Origin of the sequence: Chryseobacterium antibioticum (assembly GCF_012927325.1) — a bacterium.
In the GTDB taxonomy this organism is placed as follows: domain Bacteria; phylum Bacteroidota; class Bacteroidia; order Flavobacteriales; family Weeksellaceae; genus Chryseobacterium; species Chryseobacterium antibioticum.
In genome coordinates this window covers 80,679-97,743 of record NZ_JABBGI010000016.1, presented here as the reverse complement: position 1 = coordinate 97,743, position 17,065 = coordinate 80,679, and the positions used below count along the sequence as shown (strand labels likewise).

Annotated in this window: 14 protein-coding genes; 4 read left to right on the top strand and 10 right to left on the bottom strand. The window is 36.6% G+C overall.

The window, feature by feature from the left end; all coding sequences use genetic code 11:
• Positions 1 to 9: 9 nt before the first annotated feature.
• The 8 genes from HHL23_RS13675 to HHL23_RS13640 form a co-directional block, all read right to left on the bottom strand.
• Positions 10 to 663 (bottom strand): hypothetical protein, encoded by a 654-nt coding sequence (locus tag HHL23_RS13675; RefSeq protein ID WP_169235352.1) that lies wholly within the window; start codon positions 661 to 663, stop codon positions 10 to 12.
• Positions 650 to 3,730, bottom strand: coding sequence for a TraG family conjugative transposon ATPase (locus tag HHL23_RS13670; RefSeq protein WP_169235351.1), 3,081 nt, complete (start codon positions 3,728 to 3,730; stop codon positions 650 to 652). The genes HHL23_RS13675 and HHL23_RS13670 overlap by 14 nt, the downstream gene beginning before the upstream one ends.
• A complete protein-coding gene (locus HHL23_RS13665) occupies positions 3,702 to 4,016 on the bottom strand; it encodes a DUF4133 domain-containing protein (RefSeq protein WP_169235350.1) in 315 nt (104 codons plus the stop codon). The genes HHL23_RS13670 and HHL23_RS13665 overlap by 29 nt, the downstream gene beginning before the upstream one ends.
• Positions 4,017 to 4,019: 3 nt before the next feature.
• Positions 4,020 to 4,340 carry a DUF4134 domain-containing protein gene (locus tag HHL23_RS13660; RefSeq protein ID WP_169235349.1) on the bottom strand — a complete coding sequence of 107 codons (321 nt, stop codon included), beginning with the start codon at positions 4,338 to 4,340 and terminating at the stop codon, positions 4,020 to 4,022.
• 117 nt (positions 4,341 to 4,457) lie between these two features.
• Positions 4,458 to 4,997 carry a hypothetical protein gene (locus HHL23_RS13655; protein ID WP_169235348.1) on the bottom strand — a complete coding sequence of 180 codons (540 nt, stop codon included), beginning with the start codon at positions 4,995 to 4,997 and terminating at the stop codon, positions 4,458 to 4,460.
• 36 nt (positions 4,998 to 5,033) lie between these two features.
• Complete coding sequence (locus HHL23_RS13650; protein WP_169235347.1) at positions 5,034 to 5,687, bottom strand: ParA family protein; 654 nt, start codon at positions 5,685 to 5,687, stop codon at positions 5,034 to 5,036.
• 88 nt (positions 5,688 to 5,775) lie between these two features.
• Positions 5,776 to 7,299, bottom strand: a complete 1,524-nt coding sequence (locus HHL23_RS13645) for a relaxase/mobilization nuclease domain-containing protein (protein ID WP_169235346.1) — start codon at positions 7,297 to 7,299, stop codon at positions 5,776 to 5,778.
• Positions 7,296 to 7,646, bottom strand: coding sequence for a hypothetical protein (locus tag HHL23_RS13640; protein WP_169235345.1), 351 nt, complete (start codon positions 7,644 to 7,646; stop codon positions 7,296 to 7,298). The genes HHL23_RS13645 and HHL23_RS13640 overlap by 4 nt, the downstream gene beginning before the upstream one ends.
• A gap of 1,130 nt (positions 7,647 to 8,776) precedes the next feature.
• Between HHL23_RS13640 and HHL23_RS13635 the strand changes: the two genes are divergently transcribed.
• The 3 genes from HHL23_RS13635 (at position 8,777) to HHL23_RS13625 (ending at position 13,565) form a co-directional block, all read left to right on the top strand.
• Positions 8,777 to 9,382 carry a recombinase family protein gene (locus HHL23_RS13635; RefSeq protein ID WP_169235344.1) on the top strand — a complete coding sequence of 202 codons (606 nt, stop codon included), beginning with the start codon at positions 8,777 to 8,779 and terminating at the stop codon, positions 9,380 to 9,382.
• A 306-nt stretch (positions 9,383 to 9,688) separates the two neighbouring features.
• On the top strand, positions 9,689 to 11,506 hold the full coding sequence (locus HHL23_RS13630; RefSeq protein WP_169235343.1) for an ATP-dependent nuclease: 1,818 nt from the start codon (positions 9,689 to 9,691) through the stop codon (positions 11,504 to 11,506).
• Positions 11,490 to 13,565, top strand: coding sequence for a UvrD-helicase domain-containing protein (locus HHL23_RS13625; protein ID WP_169235342.1), 2,076 nt, complete (start codon positions 11,490 to 11,492; stop codon positions 13,563 to 13,565). The genes HHL23_RS13630 and HHL23_RS13625 overlap by 17 nt, the downstream gene beginning before the upstream one ends.
• 43 nt (positions 13,566 to 13,608) lie before the next feature.
• Here the strand turns inward: HHL23_RS13625 and HHL23_RS13620 are convergent, their stop codons facing one another.
• On the bottom strand, positions 13,609 to 14,328 hold the full coding sequence (locus HHL23_RS13620) for an IS5 family transposase (protein ID WP_394354157.1): 720 nt from the start codon (positions 14,326 to 14,328) through the stop codon (positions 13,609 to 13,611).
• A 395-nt stretch (positions 14,329 to 14,723) separates the two neighbouring features.
• The gene (locus tag HHL23_RS13615) at positions 14,724 to 15,014 is read right to left on the bottom strand and encodes a hypothetical protein (protein WP_169235341.1); all 291 of its coding nucleotides are present in this window, start codon (positions 15,012 to 15,014) and stop codon (positions 14,724 to 14,726) included.
• 972 nt (positions 15,015 to 15,986) lie between these two features.
• Between HHL23_RS13615 and HHL23_RS13610 the strand changes: the two genes are divergently transcribed.
• Complete coding sequence (locus tag HHL23_RS13610; RefSeq protein ID WP_169235340.1) at positions 15,987 to 16,769, top strand: hypothetical protein; 783 nt, start codon at positions 15,987 to 15,989, stop codon at positions 16,767 to 16,769.
• Positions 16,770 to 17,065: the final 296 nt, after the last annotated feature.

Genomic DNA, 17,065 nt, shown 5'->3' with positions numbered 1-17,065 from the left:
TAAAAAAATTTAAAAATTGCGTTTATATCGGTTCATAATATCTTCAACAATGGCTTTATCCGTATTGATATAGCCCGCAAAGGGATTAATGGAGTTCCAGAATCCCAGTCTGTTGGCTTTTTCCAATCGCAGCTTGATGGCCAATAGCCACAGTTTTAGATTTTTTACGTTTCCGGAGATGTTATGCAGGATCTTATAGCGGTCGCCTGCCGTAGCGAGGTTCAGCTCTCCTGAGGCCAGGATGTCCGATACATCCGTTACGATTTTTAGGCTTTGCTCATAGGTTTTTTGTGACGCTTTAACCCCGAAAATGGCGTATTGGGGACGTGCAGATGCCAGTTGAACGACGTCAGAAGAATACCCGTAGCATTTATTGAGCTCCGTATAAATTTCTTTTACCTGAATTCCGTTTTGCAGGGTTCCGGAAACTTCTTTTAAGCCTTTGAGTATTTTATTCTGAATATCATTGGCGGCTACCATCTGGGTTCCTACCCAGGTTTGGGCATCTTTTAGCTTGGAAGTTTCTTCTATGACGTCATTCTGCTTGGCTTTCAGGTTTTCTGAATACAGAATCATCGCTGCCGTTACGGTAGGGTCTATGTAGGTGTTTTGGGCATATACTAAACTTCCAAATCCTAAAAAAAATAAACTAAACTTTTTCATATGTATAAGATTGTCTATTGATTAATTCCGAAAGACTGATATTTTGGTCCTCTAATTCCTTGGAAATGCTTTTGAAGATATTCTTATCAAGGTTCGTCTTCCGGTTCTTAAACCCGTGGTAGAACGCAAGGACTTTTGAATCCAAAGGCTTTTGATAGAGGTTCACTAAGGAGACCATGTTTCCCATATCACCCCCGAAGGTTTTCACCTGTTCTACAAAGATTTCTAAGGCTTTATCATAGTTTCCATACTTTTGTATATAGTATTCAACAGCCGACTTTTCGGGCTTTTCCGTGGTGTAGGTTAAATATTGTTCAAGGGCCACTTCGTTACCGTATACTTCTCCTTTGGAACCCCGTTTGAGATAAAATTCCTTGAACCTGCTTCGTCCGAACTTATTATTTAAGTTGTTGATCGTGAAAATCTTGTTCTGTTCTACTTTATTCAAGGAAAGCAGAGCGGCTATCCGGTCAAAGTTGTCCTTAAATTTGGTCTGATCCAGAAGGATAAACGTATCGGAGTTGTTGATGATGCTGTCTTTTACTACAGCATTTCCGATAATATCGTCCAGTTCCTGAGTAACTACTACCGCTTCGCCCCAGAATTTCCTTACGGTTTTGTAGAGATAGAGGATGTACCCTCCCATTAATTTTGAAGCAATGGCTTTCCACGCTTCCTCTATTATAAGAGCTTTGCGACGATCTTTCCGGAGTCTCATCTTCTGGATGAAAGTATCCATAATGATCAGCGTTACAATGGGGAAAAGTTTGGGATTATCCTTGACGTTATCAATTTCGAATACAATGAAGGGCTCATTGAATAAGGTATTGTCGGCACTTTCATTGAGGGTGGTTCCGTATCTTCCACCTTTGTAAAAATCCCTTAATACAAATAGAAATGTTCTCAGATTAAACTCCGTCTCTCTAATTTTATGTTTTTTATTATTCAGGTATATGGGAAGAAATTTATCGCAGTACTCATAGAATCCGTTGAAGGAAAGTTCTTTTATAATGAGCTTTTCTTCCAGCTCTTTAATTTTTTTAATAAGGGCTTTTCTGAACGATTCATTCCACTCTTCAGTATCCTTGGGTTGCTGTATGATTTCATTAGCCTGAATGAGTATCAGCTGGGTTTCATTATAGACTTTACGTTTTTCCTGATCACTCAGGGTTTCATAAGCCTCATAGATTGTATAGAATTTCTCGCTGTCATAATCAGGATTATTCAGATTTTTATCCGGATGGTATTCAATGGCGAGTTTTCTAAAGGCTTCTTTCACTTCATCAAAACCGGCATCGAAGGCAATCCCCAGAATATCATAATAGGTATGCTGCCCCCTGGATTCCTCTTCGTATACTGCATAAACATCTTCTTCGTGAATATTATATTTGCTTAAATAAAGAATGAGCTCTTCCGGGGTTTTATTTTCGTACCACTTCGTTCCCGAATGAAAAAAACTGTGATAATACGACATCAGGACATTATCCAATATGGATTTCTGTGCGGACGACATTGTCGCATCAGGGCCTTGCCAGATCAAAAAGATCAGGTTCGTCAAAAACTCTATTTTTTCAATATTGAATTCTTTTTGATCCATCAGGAAAGGATTCATCGTAATGGGTTTTTCTTCCGTGTATTGAATGTATCTTCCACCCTTATATTGGCAGGTTCCTGAGTAGGAATCTCCGGTATCCACGATCACGACATCATAATTGTAGGTGAGGTACTGCTCCACGATATTATTCATTAGAAAGCTCTTGCCTGAACCGCTGGGCCCCAATACAAATTTGTTACGGTTGTTAATTCTTCCGGTTTTCATCGGTAAATCCGAGGGGTCAACTTTTAGGGGAACACCCTGACGGTCGGTAAATCTTAGGTAGAAGCCACTTTCATCGTTTACGGGGTAGCTTTCTTTAAAAAAAAAACAAAGCGCTGCTTCGCTCGTAGTCATAAACAGATCATACTCCCTGAGTTCCGTGGCATTGCCTGGTAGGGCTGCCCGGAAAAGTTCAAGCTGGTTATAGGCATTCCTGGAGACAATGATCCCCTTGGTAAACAGCTTATTTTCAATCAGGGACTGTGTCCCTTCCATTTCTTCCAGAGTGTTTGTTGAAAATATTAGGGAAAAATGGGCATTGACAATCAACTGTCCGTCTATGGCTATATGATGAAGGAGGCTCTGAATCTCTTCGGCAATAATGGCATTGGATGGGGAATTGTTCGCTGCTCCTTCGTGCTTTTTCTTCTTCTTGTCCAATTCCCTTTGCTGCTGGGCTTGTACCGGAATGGTAATGACCTGATTGTAGATAATGGTTTCATAATCTTCCAGTTCATTAATAAAGGTAAAATTATCTACTGCCGTTTCGGCTGCGGCTCCGTTACCTCCCAAGATGGAATAAGGTTCTATTTCGGAAGGCAGGTCAATGTTTTCCACATCGACATAGGAGATGTTTTTAACAAAGCGGTTGCCTATTTGCAAATATTCATTAGTACTTCTAATATTGTCAAAAACCGGGGTACCCGAAAACTGCATTGATAAAGCTCCGGAAATATAATACTCAAAATCTTTCTCTAATAAGAACTCCGGTTCACAGTCACTTTGTTTCAAAAGCATAAACACCTTCTGACATTTGTCCCTAAGTTCTTTATAGCTCTTTGCAGAGAAATTGTAGGATTTATTTTTCTTTTTCAGCTTATCATCAATAATATCTGTAAACAGTAATACCGTTTCAATGGTTTTAAAAAGCCTTCCGTCAAAATGCTCAGAATATTTCTGTTGTAGGAATTCCTTGGAAAGCTCGGCTGAGTATTTCTTTTTTGAGAAAATATCAAGCTTCTGAACAATTCTCCCCTCCCCGATGATGGACACGACCTGATTCAAAACCGTATGAAAATGGAGATAATAATCCGGGTCTGCTGAATACTGTTCCACGATATTTCTGATTCTGATACCAATGATGGGATTTCCATACTGCCCGAAAAGGACATCAAAATCCCAATGCTGATCTTTTCCATAATCATAGCCGATGAAAGGAATACTAAATGCTTGTTTTTTTGTTGTTGCCATGCTTTAAAAATCTTTTGCTGTTCAACCTTTTAGGGAAAATGAAAATCTGATCGAAATTCTTAGTCTTGTCATACAGACCATGGGTGTCCTGTCTTTTGAAAATGAGATATACACCGCCTCCGGTGACTGCAAGCCCTAGTAAAGAGCCTAATAATCCGAACCTGGATAATATGAGTGCTGCAATGACTCCGCCTCCGATAACACCCACGGCATAAAAAATATATTTTCCCTTGAGTCCGAAGAATACAAGGGGTTTTTTGAGCCCCTTGTAGAGATAGAATCCCATAACTTAAGCAAAGAAAGCCGTTACGAATTCCGGAACGACAATCAGAAAGATCATGGCTCCCCCATAACCAAGGATTTCTTTGTTGACATCCTGATCACCATTGGTCCATTTATTATATACTCTGAGACCTCCGATGAAACCAACCAGCCCGCCCACGGCTTTCAAAATCAGTTTGATGGGATCCCAATAGTCTCTAATGTCACTTGCCGCATTGGAGATGGCTGTTGCTCCGCCCTGTGCAAATACAGGCGTGAAAGCAAGAAGAATCATACAAGCAGTCAGTATCTTTTTTACTGCCATATAGCGTTTTAAATTGTTGTTCATAATGATTAAATGTTTGTTTAGAATTAGGTTTTTGTGCTTAGAAATTGGCATAAGGGGTATGCTATCCGTATCAATTGATAGGATGAGATGGGGTAATTTTGAAGTGTTTATTACTGTTTAAATGATGGAATGGTAAACCTTTTGCCCATCGTAGTTAGCGACCATTTGAACGGTGGTCTCCGATAAATTCAGGAGCTCCTTCCAATGGGATTTTTTAGGCTCAGTCTTTTCACCATTGAAATGCTCTTCTGCTTTGCCAGGCATATCCTGAGGATGGCTTGTGTTATCTGACTGGCTCTCTTCTATTGTTACTGCTTTGGTTTCGTTCACAGGTGCAGCAGGCATATCATCAATATCCTGCTCAGCTTCAAATCGTTTTCTTAGCTCTTCCAAATCCGGCTTTTCGTCGGTAGCTGATTGTTTTTGGGAATCAAGTTCTTTTTTCAAGAAGGATTTGGGAGTATTGACGTTTTCAACGTCTTCAATACCGATGGTAGAAGGAGGCTTACTCTCTCTTTGAGCAAAATCGCCTAGTGAAAATTCTTCGGTCAGATCGACGTGAATGATCTTTTCTTTTTTTAAGAAAAGGTCGTACAGGATATTTCCGGCATAATACAGGAAATAAGCTGCTAACAGGATGAGTGAATACTTTATCATATTTCATTTTTATTTTGTTTTTCTTTGGAATCAGCCTTACAAGGTAATTTGTAATGCTTCACTTATTTGTTCAATAATTTCGTTGAATGGCTTTTTTATCGCATATCGCTGTTCGTAGGTAAGCTTCCTCGTATTAATGCTCTGTAAGCAATTTCTTTTGTATACAGGGCTTTCAATCAGGGTTCCGTATTTTGAGATCTCGATATCCATCTCCTTTTGGTTAAGATATTTATAACCTTTGTCATATTTGGATCGGATAAAGATCCGCTCTGCCTCACTTTCGAGTAAACCCAGCAGGTTTTTGAATACCAGGGTTGATTTTACCGATACATCGGAGTATTCAAAAGGAATGATGATAAAATCACTGTAAATCAATAGATCACTGTATTTCTGGTCGAGTGTACCCGCCAAATCAAACAGGTATATTGCTTCACTTTCCTTAAGACCTATAATTTTTTCCAAATCTGCAAAAGGCTGTTCTTCTTCATCGTCTCCGACGAGTTCCACTTCATACAGCTTTGGCAGCTCTGAATATTCGTCCTCTTTCCATTTGTTGAAAAAAGATTTCTGAAAGTCAAAGTCATACGCCTTAATTTTCCTTTGGGAAACCTCACAAAGGTAATTGGCAAATGCAATGGCAAGAGTGGTTTTTCCCGCTCCGCCCTTTTGGGTGGCAAAGGTGATAATCATAGTTTGGTTGTTAGTTGTTGGGTAATGGTTATCAATTTTAAAGGTGTTGGGTAATTTTTTATGGGAGATCAACTGAAAACCATTAACTCTATTTTCTCTTTTTTCTTCTTTTTTTGAGCTCTTCTTCCGAAGGGTCTTTTCCGGTTCCTCCTGAGGATTTACTGAATTGAAAAATCAAATCATTGATACTTCTGTTCAGTTCTTTTGAAAGTTTTTCATTTTGGGTTACTGAAACCTGCTGCTGGTTTTCAGCCGGATTCAGGAACTTTTGATAATCTTTTTCGCCTATCAGCTGTTCCAGCTCTCCTACATAGTGTAATTTTGAGTTGATAGCATAATATTTACCCTCTTCGGACCTTATAATGTGAACGTCTTTTGGGTTCTGTGTTTTGAGATATTGCTTTACTTCGTTCCTGACTGAGCCAAATATTTCTTTATTCTTCCTTTTTTTAGTTTCAAAAAGCATAAAATCTTTTGGCGTATGGTCAGGGTTTTGGCGTTTCAAATGCTCTAGTAAGACTTGCTTAGAAGCTTCATCTGCTATATTGTAATCCTTTAAACTTTCAAAAAGTCTTTTGTCTATGGTATCGGAAGTGAACTCAAACAACTCATTCATTTTCACAATCTCACTTCCTTTATACACCGATCCTGTCTTATGGTCAATCAAGGTATATCCGAAAGGGCGGGCGGCAGCAGTGCCGCTTCCGGTTTTCTTATTGCTATCCTCTATTAGAGGTGGCTCGCTTTCTTTGTAATGAAATACCACATCCAACCCGAAAACATCCCGCAACTTTTTCTGAAGCTCACTCTCGAATTCAATTTTCGGTTTCCAATTCTCGTTTTGCTTTTCTTCAGGCAACATCGCTTCCTGAGCCCTGCAGTCTTCAATCTTGAACACCTTGCTCGAGTACAATTCTTTGTATTTTAAAAAAATTGCTTTTAACTGCCATGCTCGGGAATCATTTTTATGACTGCTGAAGTTGAGCTGAACTACATTAATTGTTTTTTCCCGAACTCCGTTTTTCAAGATATCCAAAGCACCCTCATCATTCTTATTTTGGGAAAGCCGGAATCCGTTTCTTTCCAAAAGCAGTTCCAGTTGCTTTAAAGAGCTGTATCGGTAGCTCAGTAATTTTTCTATTTGTTCCTGCGTACTTAATCCATACAGCTTTTCCATGACTCTGCTTAATGCTTTCTGCGCTTTAAGCTTTTCATAACTGTCATTGATTTTCTTACCGGTCTGTTTACTGACACGGGTAGAAACAATATGGGCATGGTGATTTTCTGTATCATTATGGAACACCACAATAAAGGGTTGCTTTCCGTACCCCAGCTCATCCATAAAATTTTCTGCAATCCTTGTGAGCTCTTCTTTGGTATGTTCCTGAAACTTCGTGGAAATAGCAGCATGAAACTGAGGCTTTTTTACCCTTTCATTCTTTGATATGGATTTTAAATAATTCCGAACTTCCTGTTGACTGCTATTTTCGTTAATGAAGGAAGGAAAATTTTTCATCAGCATCAGCTCACCGCCCCCTTTCTCTACCTTTTTATCATTATACTGTACTCCGGGAAAGCCGGAACCCGCAGGCTCCATTATCTTGACAATCATTTTCCAAGCAATGAATAAATCCTTGAGAAAATCAGATTCTGTTCTCTCTTCAGTTTTTCGATTTCGGAAAGTTTACCCAGGAAATCCTTCAATTCTTTTTCGGAAATAAACTTTTGACCATTTACAATTCTAGCGATCTGGTTGATGTTGGTTTCTATCTTGATAAAGATGTTATCTTGTTTTTCAATGAACGCCAGTACTTTTCGCCTTTCATCATCCTGAATCCTGTTCTCTACCGAATGGATAATCAAGCTGGTTAAGGAGATCTGCTTTTCTGAGCAGATTTTTTTCCAGTTTCCTTTTCTGGATTTTTGAATTCTGATGTAAATCCGTACCTCCTTTTCCATCCTTTTTCATTTTCAATTTTTCTTATGGTAAATAACTCAGTGAAGCTTTATCCGATTAAAATAGCTCAGCGCTTCTCGGTAAGTAAGGCTTGATATTGTCCCTTTGATGAATGGCAGAAAAATAAATCTGTATTTTCATTTTGTTTTTGGTTAAAATTTCTTTTGCAAAATTGGGACATAAAAATCGAGAAAGCAATAGTATTCATCGGGCTTGGGCTAAATAAGAACAAGCTGGACTCATCTGGAATATATGGAGATTAAAAAAGAATATACTGGGCTAATTTGGAATATTGCTCCTAATTTTCCCCGAAACAAAAAAACAAGTTCCGCCGTTTTTTCTCCTTTTTGCAAAAAAAGGCAAGATCGTCTTTGGAAGTACAACTTGAAAAGTTTGTACGTACAAAGACACATCTTGCTATATAAAGCCGCCCACTTTTTTCAGAATTCTGAAAAGCATCCAAACAAAGCTATAAAACATTAATAATCAAAACATTGCTTTTATTTAGACGTTTTTGCTCTTGAAACAAAAAAAACATTACAAATATTGAAGAAGGGAGAATACACTGAGCTGTATCCATTTTAATCAGGGTAAGAATATGACCTGATACTATTTTGCGCAGGTGTTGCAATAAAGTGGGTGAAAATTACTTAGGTTAAAAGAAAACATGGGTAATTTTTACGCAGGTTCAACTTTAGGCTGTAACTATTTAAGATCAGAATATACCTGATACTATTTCACGCAGGTGCTACAATAAGGTGGGTAAAAATTACGCAGGTTAAAAAAAACATGGGTAATTTTTACGCAGGCTCAACTTTAACCTGTGTAATCATTTAATATCAGAATGTACCTGATACTATTTTACGCAGGTGCTACAATAAGGTGGGTAAAAATTACGCAGGTAAAAAAACATGGGTAATTTTTACGCAGGCTCGACTTTAACCTGTGTAATCATTTAATATCAGAATGTACCTGATACTATTTTACGCAGATCCTACAATCGGGTGGTATTTTGAGATTTTTGAAGTGATTAGATCTCGTCACTTTATTTTTTCTATTTATTTTCTCAAAATGTCGTATCATTAAACAACGTTTCACAAATTTACCAAGTATGAGTTTAATGTAACAATATATGAAAATAGGATATGCCCGGGTTTCAACTAAAGACCAAAATTTAGATTTACAAATTGAAGCTTTAGAAAAAGCAGGTTGTGAGAAAATTTATCAGGAGAAAATTTCGGGTGCAACAAAAAATCGTCCGGAGCTCGATAAGATGATTGAGCAGTTTAGGGAAGGTGATGAATTGTATGTCTGGAGACTGGATCGATTAGGGAGAAGTCTCAAAAATATTATTGATCTTGTCTTAAGTTTAAGTGACAAAGGTATTATCATAAAAGGGATAACTGATGGAGTAGATACTTCTACTATGAATGGCCGGCTCTTTTTAAATATAATGGCATTTTTATCTGAATATGAGCGTGAGCTGATCCGAGAGAGAACCAATGCAGGCTTGCAGTCGGCAAGAGCAAGAGGTAGATTGGGAGGAAAACCAAAGGGATATACTAAAGAAACAATTTCTAAACTGTTACTTCTACGTAATATATATAAGGATGTCACTAAACGTCCTGAGGAAATTTATAAACCGTTTGGATTGACAAGAGCAACTTTTTATAGGTATGCTAAAATTCTGGATAATCATACTGATGAAGAAATTAAGCAGATGTCAAATAAAAAGTAATTTAGAAAATGGAAAATCTTGCAAAAATTTTTGCCTCATATCTTGATGGTCGACCGATATCGTTCAATGCCATCAAGATGGGCGTTTATAGTAGTACGGAAAACTGACTAAAAACAAATAATTTCATTTCTATTTTAATTCTAAATAAGTGTAGAATGTGCCAATTAAGTGTTTAAAAGCTCACACGACCAACAATTTTCGCTTCCTGATTTACGGCTTTCCGTAACGCTACAAATATAGTATTAGTCGGTTATTAAATTTTTGATTTTTTTTTGTATTTTTTCACTTTAACCATATTAACTCTACATGTATATATCTTCTTTGAAACTTTGGAACTTCAGAAAGTACGGAAGTCCAGATTTTGATCTTAACTTGCCAAATTTAACAGTACCTTTTAATAAGGGAATGAATATTCTTATTGGAGAAAATGATTCGGGAAAATCTGCTATCATCGATGCCATTAAGATTGTTTTAAAAACTCACGCATACGAATGGATCAAGGTTGAGGAGAGCGATTTTTTTAGTAATGGCGATCAAATTTCACCCATTCTAAGAATTGAACTGGAGTTTTCCGGAATTACCAATGTCGAGGCGGCTAATTTTACAGAATGGTGCGGAATCCAAAATGAGGTCATGGATGTTGGCGGCAGGGAAGAGATATTCCGGAGGCCGAAGTTGTATCTGATCTATCAGGTTCATTACAAGGATGGGCGGGTAATTCCTGCCGACATCAAGGCAGGCATGGATGGTGTGGGAAATGCGCTGACAGCAGAAGCTAAAGAATATCTCAAATGCACTTACCTTAAGGCTTTACGAGATGCTGATAATGAGCTTGCTGCTAAAAAGAATTCAAGATTATCGCAGATTTTGAAGGAGCATAAAGAGTTTAAACTCAAACAGGAAAATGGACTACATGAATTTGAGGAGCTGTTTGAAGGTACAAGTGAGCAGATCAGGGGTAAATTTAAAGATGAAGAGCAGGGATATCATACGAACATAAAGAAGGTTGTAGATGACTTCATCGGCTATTTCATCAGTGACAGCTCGGAATCCGTATTTGACTTTGGGCCTACTAAGATCACCAATATCCTTGAGAAAATGTCCCTTGGGATAATTGGAGCAAAAAATTTAGGCTTGGGCACGATGAACCGGCTTTTTATGGCTGCAGAATTACTCCATCTGCGGAAAGCAGACTGGAACGGTCTAAAGCTATGTATGGTCGAGGAACTTGAAGCCCATCTTCATCCACAGGCACAGCTAAAAATCATAAATCGGTTGAAAAAGGAAGTAGGAATTCAGTATATCCTTACCAGCCACAGCTCAAATATTACTTCACAGGCAGATTTAAAGGAAATTATAATTTGTAAAAATAATGACGTGTTTCCGCTAGGTGAAGGAAATACTAAACTGGAGCGAAAGGACTATAAATATCTGGAGCGTTTCCTGGATGTTACTAAGAGTAACCTTTTCTTTTCAAAGGGAAATATTATAGTTGAGGGTTGGTCTGAAGAAATACTTCTTCCTACGCTGGCCGCTAAGTTAGGAATGGATCTAGCCAGAAAAGAAATATCTGTTATCAATGTGGCTTCAACAGCATACCTGCATTTTGCGAAAATATTTTTACGTGCGGATGCTCGTAAAATGAATGTCCCAATTGCAATTATTACGGATCTGGACAATAGGCCTAATGAGTTTGGCCGGTTCATGTCTTTTTTTAGAGAAGACAAAACGTTTAAAAATAAGCTATGTAACATTAATGTTTTAAAACGTGAACTAAAGTCTACAGATATAAAATTAAACATTGCAATACAATGGACACTGGAATGGTGTCTGTATCGATCTTGCTTATCTGACATATTTAAGGAAGCAGTCTTGCAGGTACACAGTAAAACAGAAGAGTTCCAAAAGGATAATGGTGCTTTTAAAGCTTCATTTGAGGGGAAGTTTATTAAGAAGCTGTCAAAGAAATCGGGGACATCTCCCATAGATAAGGTCGCGGTTATGAATGTCTTTGCTGAACTATTGTTCAAGGATAACACTATAACGGCGGATCAGATGACTGAAGATCGGTATCTTTCTTATTTGGTGAACGCTATTAAGTACGTACATGATTATGAGAATTGATCCATCACACCTGAGAGCCGCGGAAGAAATTTTGATAGGTGGGGAGGCTTTCGATCCTGAAAGAAGGGCATTTATTGCTAACATGAATACAGTTGACTTATTGGCAGTACCCGGAAGTGGGAAGACTACAGCCTTACTGGCAAAATTGTATTGTCTGGCTAAACAGATACCCTTAGAGGCGAATCGAGCGGTACTAATACTCTCTCATACAAATCATGCCATCGAGGAGATTGAAAAAGTTTTAAAACCTCTGTGTCCGCAGCTTTTTGTATACCCAAATTTTGTAGGGACCATTCAGAGTTTTACAAATAAATTTGTCGCCAATCAGGCTTGCTTTGAGCTGTATGGTAGCTATATTCATAAGAATGACGATGAGATGTATTTATATGAAGTTGAGAGATTTTTTAAAAGCCTTCAGTATTCTAGAAAAGGGCAGAATCCGGCTAATCTCAAAAATAAACTTTTCGGCTTGGTTAACAGAGATTTTGAAGGTACACCTAGTGAAAAGGAAAGAAATATATTGGAGTTTCTGAAGAATTGCTCATATGATCTTGAAGGAAGAAAGGTTAAAGTTGGTAATACTTCTAAATTGACATATACTGGTGTAAATAGAGAATATTATCTTGAGTTAGAAAGGTGGAAGTTAAGTCTTCTTTCTCAGGGTGTACTTTCCTTCAAAGATAGCTTTGATATCTCAAAAAGGTACCTAAATCTTCCCGGTGCAACTGATCTTAAAGAGATTTTACAAAGCCGGTTCAAATATGTTTTTATTGATGAAATGCAGGATCTTGATTTTGATCAGGTACAGCTGGTTGAAAGTATTTTCTTTACTGAAGGTTCTACTACAATTATTCAAAGAATCGGTGACCGGAACCAGGCAATTTACTCAAGTTCATCGTTACATAGTGAAACTGTCTGGAGGACACGAAATGAGATTGATCCTGAAAGATTTCAAGCAGATCTCAGTCTAAATAATTCACATCGGTTGACACCGATAATTGGTGCGCTAGTTGATGGTTTTGCATTGAGCCGAAGCGGTGAATATCGGGTGGTGGGTGCTTCCGGTCGTGAATCAATTCCACCCCATCTTTTAATTTTTAAGGATGAAACTCAAGCTAAGAAGCTTAAAGAAAGGTATATTGAGCTAATTAAGCGTTTTGGTCTTAATCAAAATACTACGAATATCGAAAGAGGTTTTCATATCATTGCTTGGACAACTGACAAGGAGGAGGGTTCTGAAAGATGGCATTTAAGAAAGCTTTTTCCAGAATATTCAAGGGAAATAAAGCAGAAAAGAGAGGATTTTGATTGTTTAAGGAAGTATATATTTTTGTTTGACCGCAAAAAGCCAACTTTTGAAGCTGTTCGGAAATCTCTTTTAAATGGAATCGTTAGAATTTTACGAATTGAAGGAGTTAATATTCCTGGAGATTCTTCCAAAATGTACCGTAAGTCTATTTTTATTCAGTTGATTAAAAGTAAAGGGGACGCATACTATGATGTATTCAAGAATCGACTTTTTAACTGGTGTTACTTAATCGTTGTTGAAGAAAATTATGAAAAGGTATTTGATGAGTATGTTGATTATATAAGAAATCAATTAACCGATTTAATCGCAAATTTTAGAATTGCAAATTCAGAAGGTTTTATTAACAAAGAATTCAATTTTAATCTTGCTGAAATGATAGAACCTGAACAGGTTGAAGACGGAGGTCTTGTCGTTAAGTTAGGATCTGTCCATTCGGTAAAGGGACAAACACATTGTGCAACTATGTATGTTGAGACGGACTACTACACATCTGAACTAGCTAAGTTGACTGTGTTTGTTAAGGGAACAAAGAAAGAAGCTGAATTTATAGGATGTAATCCTTTGTTTTTTCAAGAGCAGAATTTTTCTCATTTAAATAAGGTCAGATCCAATGAAACGCTAAAAATGATGTATGTAGGCTTTTCGCGACCGACAGATCTTCTCTGTTTTGCAATAAGAAGAGATAATGTTCGGCATGATGTTGAAAAATTTAGAGAAGCAGGCTGGACGATTGTGCCGGTAGATGAGTAGTAAGAAATAAATGCTTTAAAGAACAACAAAACTAAGAGCCTGTTTAAATTTTGTTCAATACTATTTTTATAGCTGATAGTTTGACCATATTTTCAGAATTTTCCATTAGCAATTCATAATTTCGGCAAAGTCTTCTATCATTATCAAACCAAGAAAAAGTTCTTTCAATAATCCATCTTTTGTGTATAGGCTTAAAGAGTTTTTCTTTATGATCGGACCGTAAAACAACCTGAATAATGTAGCCAAACTTATCTTTTATTTCTTCAATAATATTTCCTCTATAGCCTCCATCTGCTAAAATCACCGTAATTGGAATCAAAAGATATTGCAATGTTCTCATGAATAACAAAGCAGCTTTACTATCGTGAAAATTGGCTACACTTACCATTACGGCTAACAAAAATCCATTTTTATCTACCACAACATGCCTTTTTATTCCTTTTACCTTCTTATTCCCATCAAACCCATTAAGAGAACGATTATTTCCCCAGCGCACACTCTGACTGTCTATAATTCCTAAACTTGCTTCTGCATTTTGGCCTCTCTTTACTCGTACCTTCTCTCTTAAATTACACAGAAGTAAATCGAAGAGTTCTAAATTTGACCATTTAGAGTAGTAATAGTAGACCAATTGCCATTTGGGATAATTCGCGGGGAGCATTCGCCACTGGCAGCCTGTTTTTACGATATAATAAATGGCATTCCAGATGATACATAAATCATATTTTCGCTTTCTATCATCAAAATCAAGCGTTTTTTTTATAAATTGCCACTAAGTAAGAGTTAAGTCCGTTGGATACATCAATTTTTTTGTTTTGCAGCTCTAAATTGACGTTTTTAGCCAATGAGTAACCCTTACTCTTTTTTTATAACGTTTTTAAACAGGCTCTAAATTGCGGACAGCATCAACAATTTTGTCATGGGTATAATACTCATCTAAAATTCCTCGACCCTCTTTTGCCGTTCCACCACTTTTAAATTGATTACAAATATCCTTTAAATCCTCGGTGATGGTAAGGTTATCTTTTAGAACAATTTTGTTATCGCCAGATAAAAAACAAGTTACAGAAATGACTTCTGCAACCTGTTCATTGGTCAGCTTTTGACCTTTATATTTTTCAATTAAATCATCTAATTCTACAAGATGAGTAGAATTTTCTAGTAATCTTCCGCCCAGGGAGTATTTTCCTGCTTCATTTTTTTCAACATCATTCTGTTGTGAGCTGTCATTAGATCCTCTTCCTCGCTCTCGTTCTCACAAACTTGGCTGTGCTGTGCCTCCAAATCCATTTCCAGCATCGTCGCTGCCCACTGCTTGTCTGCCTCGGTAATTTCTGGTTTGTTCGGATTGGCTGTTTTCACTAATCGCTCCAATGCTTCGTTCAGGTATTCCGCTCCCCATTGACTGAGTTTCGGAAACTCTTTCGGATTCAGGTGTAGTGCTTCCATTTTCAGATTTTTTTGCTTCTTCAAAAATAACAAGAATTAATAATCAATTAATTGCATCTTAATGGTACAAATAAGGTACAAAATGACAAGACTTAGCAAAGATGTTAAGCCTATCATTTTATTTTTTTCTTTCAACAACGTTTCCAACTTTTCTTTTGTTTCTGGAATTTCTTTTAACGTCAACGCTTTCTTGAATTATTCTATTGCCTTTGCTTTGTTTGGCATGGCAAAATATAAATCTCCAATAGAATCGTAACAATTCCCACTTTTGGGATTGCTTACAAATTTTAAGCTGCGAAGACATCCAAATTACCCACTTTTAACAAATTTACTTTTACAAACTATCTTCAGTTAAGGATTTTCAGAAATTTGGCAGGATGAATTTTGAAATTATTTATATAAAAAATCGATGATTAGTAACTGTTACATATCTAAAAAATAAACATTGGGGACAATGACTCATAATTAGCTCTTAAACCTTAAATTTCTTCATAAAACAAATTTAGGTTTAGTAAATTAGACCTAATTATTTTTATAAATAAGACTAGCACCTATTGTAAGTATAGCTATGCAATTATCCTTGGCAGTAAGACGATTATCTAAACATTCCTGATGTCAAACCATTCTTGCAAACCTCATTTCTATTGAAACTTCTTTCAGCAGAAAAGCCTCACCCCCCAACCCTAAATAAAACACCGTAAATGAATGATTTGTAGTTTTTATTTTGATTTCAGATACTAAAAAAAGGTGCTATTAAAGGAATCTTATTTAACTACAAATTACCCTAGAGATTTAGCACTAAATACTTTTATCCCACAATTGAATTTGAAACTTCAGCAAACAAGAATATATTTTTTCCAATTTTAAAATAACAAAGCTCTAAAATCTCAAAATTGATAATTTATACTTTCTTCAGAACACCTATTCATTTTAAATAAAATTAATATTAAAAACGAATTATTATTTATATATTTGCTAAATAATAATGATAAATTTAAACAAAATGAAAAAAAAACTACTTTCTTAACTTTAATATTATGTCCGGTTTTATTTTTTCCCCAAGTAGGAATTAATACAACAAGCCCTCAGGCCACACTTCACATCAATAATACCGGAGCTACAGCTCAGGCATCAGCATTAAGGATACAAGGCGAAATTCAAGCGCAGTCTGCTGCAGTTACACCTGCTTATAGAAAGCTCTTATTAAATGCCAATAAGGATGTGGTTTCTGTACCTGCCGACGCTGTATCTTTCAAGTTGTTATCAGGATTCATACCTTCAATAGACATTGGAACAGCATATACAACAGCTGATTTAGGAAGTGAAATTCGTCGAGTTCTATTTAACAATGTTAAATATGAAGCTACTTCAGGCTCATTTAATACCGCAACAGGAATTTTTACAGTTGGTGAAACAGGATTTTTTAAAATTGAGGTGGGATTGCTCGTAAGAAATGCAAATAATATTGCAGCATGTACTGCTCCTATGCGTTTGGGAGTATCTGTAGCTAATGAAACGAATTTTCAGAACGGAAATGCAAGTTTTGCTTTTTTGACACAAAGACTTAATCAAAGTACAGGTTCTAATATTCCTGATTGTATTCAGGTGTCCGGGGTAATTTACCTTAATGCAGGAGCACAGATTGCAGTAGGAACAAGATACATGGATCCAACTGTGTGGCCTATAAATAATGAATTGATTAATTATAAAAGAGAAAATGTGAATTACTTAACAATCACATATTTGACGCAGTAATATTTTATATGACATAATTATAATAAACACACCGTACAAAATGATTTATGCGGTGTATTTATTATATAAAAAAATAAATATGTATCCTATACATATTTGAATTAGATCAATATAGTATCTAACAGATATTAATTTGATATAAAACTATTTATTTCATGCCTGTTTAGGTGCCGATTTTAATCAGCTGTTACGAGAAAAAGCGTGTATAAGTCGGTAGAAAAAAGGGTCAATAGAAAGGCTTTTGGGTCTCTGTCAGTATTATATTTTGAGTATTTTTATAAGTTTTTAATATCTTG

Coding starts and splice junctions, on each gene's coding strand:
- HHL23_RS13675 (WP_169235352.1), bottom strand. CDS start 663: ATGAAAAAGTTTAGTTTATTTTTTTTAGGATTTGGAAGTTTAGTATAT.
- HHL23_RS13670 (WP_169235351.1), bottom strand. CDS start 3,730: ATGGCAACAACAAAAAAACAAGCATTTAGTATTCCTTTCATCGGCTAT.
- HHL23_RS13665 (WP_169235350.1), bottom strand. CDS start 4,016: ATGGGATTCTATCTCTACAAGGGGCTCAAAAAACCCCTTGTATTCTTC.
- HHL23_RS13660 (WP_169235349.1), bottom strand. CDS start 4,340: ATGAACAACAATTTAAAACGCTATATGGCAGTAAAAAAGATACTGACT.
- HHL23_RS13655 (WP_169235348.1), bottom strand. CDS start 4,997: ATGATAAAGTATTCACTCATCCTGTTAGCAGCTTATTTCCTGTATTAT.
- HHL23_RS13650 (WP_169235347.1), bottom strand. CDS start 5,687: ATGATTATCACCTTTGCCACCCAAAAGGGCGGAGCGGGAAAAACCACT.
- HHL23_RS13645 (WP_169235346.1), bottom strand. CDS start 7,299: ATGATTGTCAAGATAATGGAGCCTGCGGGTTCCGGCTTTCCCGGAGTA.
- HHL23_RS13640 (WP_169235345.1), bottom strand. CDS start 7,646: ATGGAAAAGGAGGTACGGATTTACATCAGAATTCAAAAATCCAGAAAA.
- HHL23_RS13635 (WP_169235344.1), top strand. CDS start 8,777: ATGAAAATAGGATATGCCCGGGTTTCAACTAAAGACCAAAATTTAGAT.
- HHL23_RS13630 (WP_169235343.1), top strand. CDS start 9,689: ATGTATATATCTTCTTTGAAACTTTGGAACTTCAGAAAGTACGGAAGT.
- HHL23_RS13625 (WP_169235342.1), top strand. CDS start 11,490: ATGATTATGAGAATTGATCCATCACACCTGAGAGCCGCGGAAGAAATT.
- HHL23_RS13615 (WP_169235341.1), bottom strand. CDS start 15,014: ATGGAAGCACTACACCTGAATCCGAAAGAGTTTCCGAAACTCAGTCAA.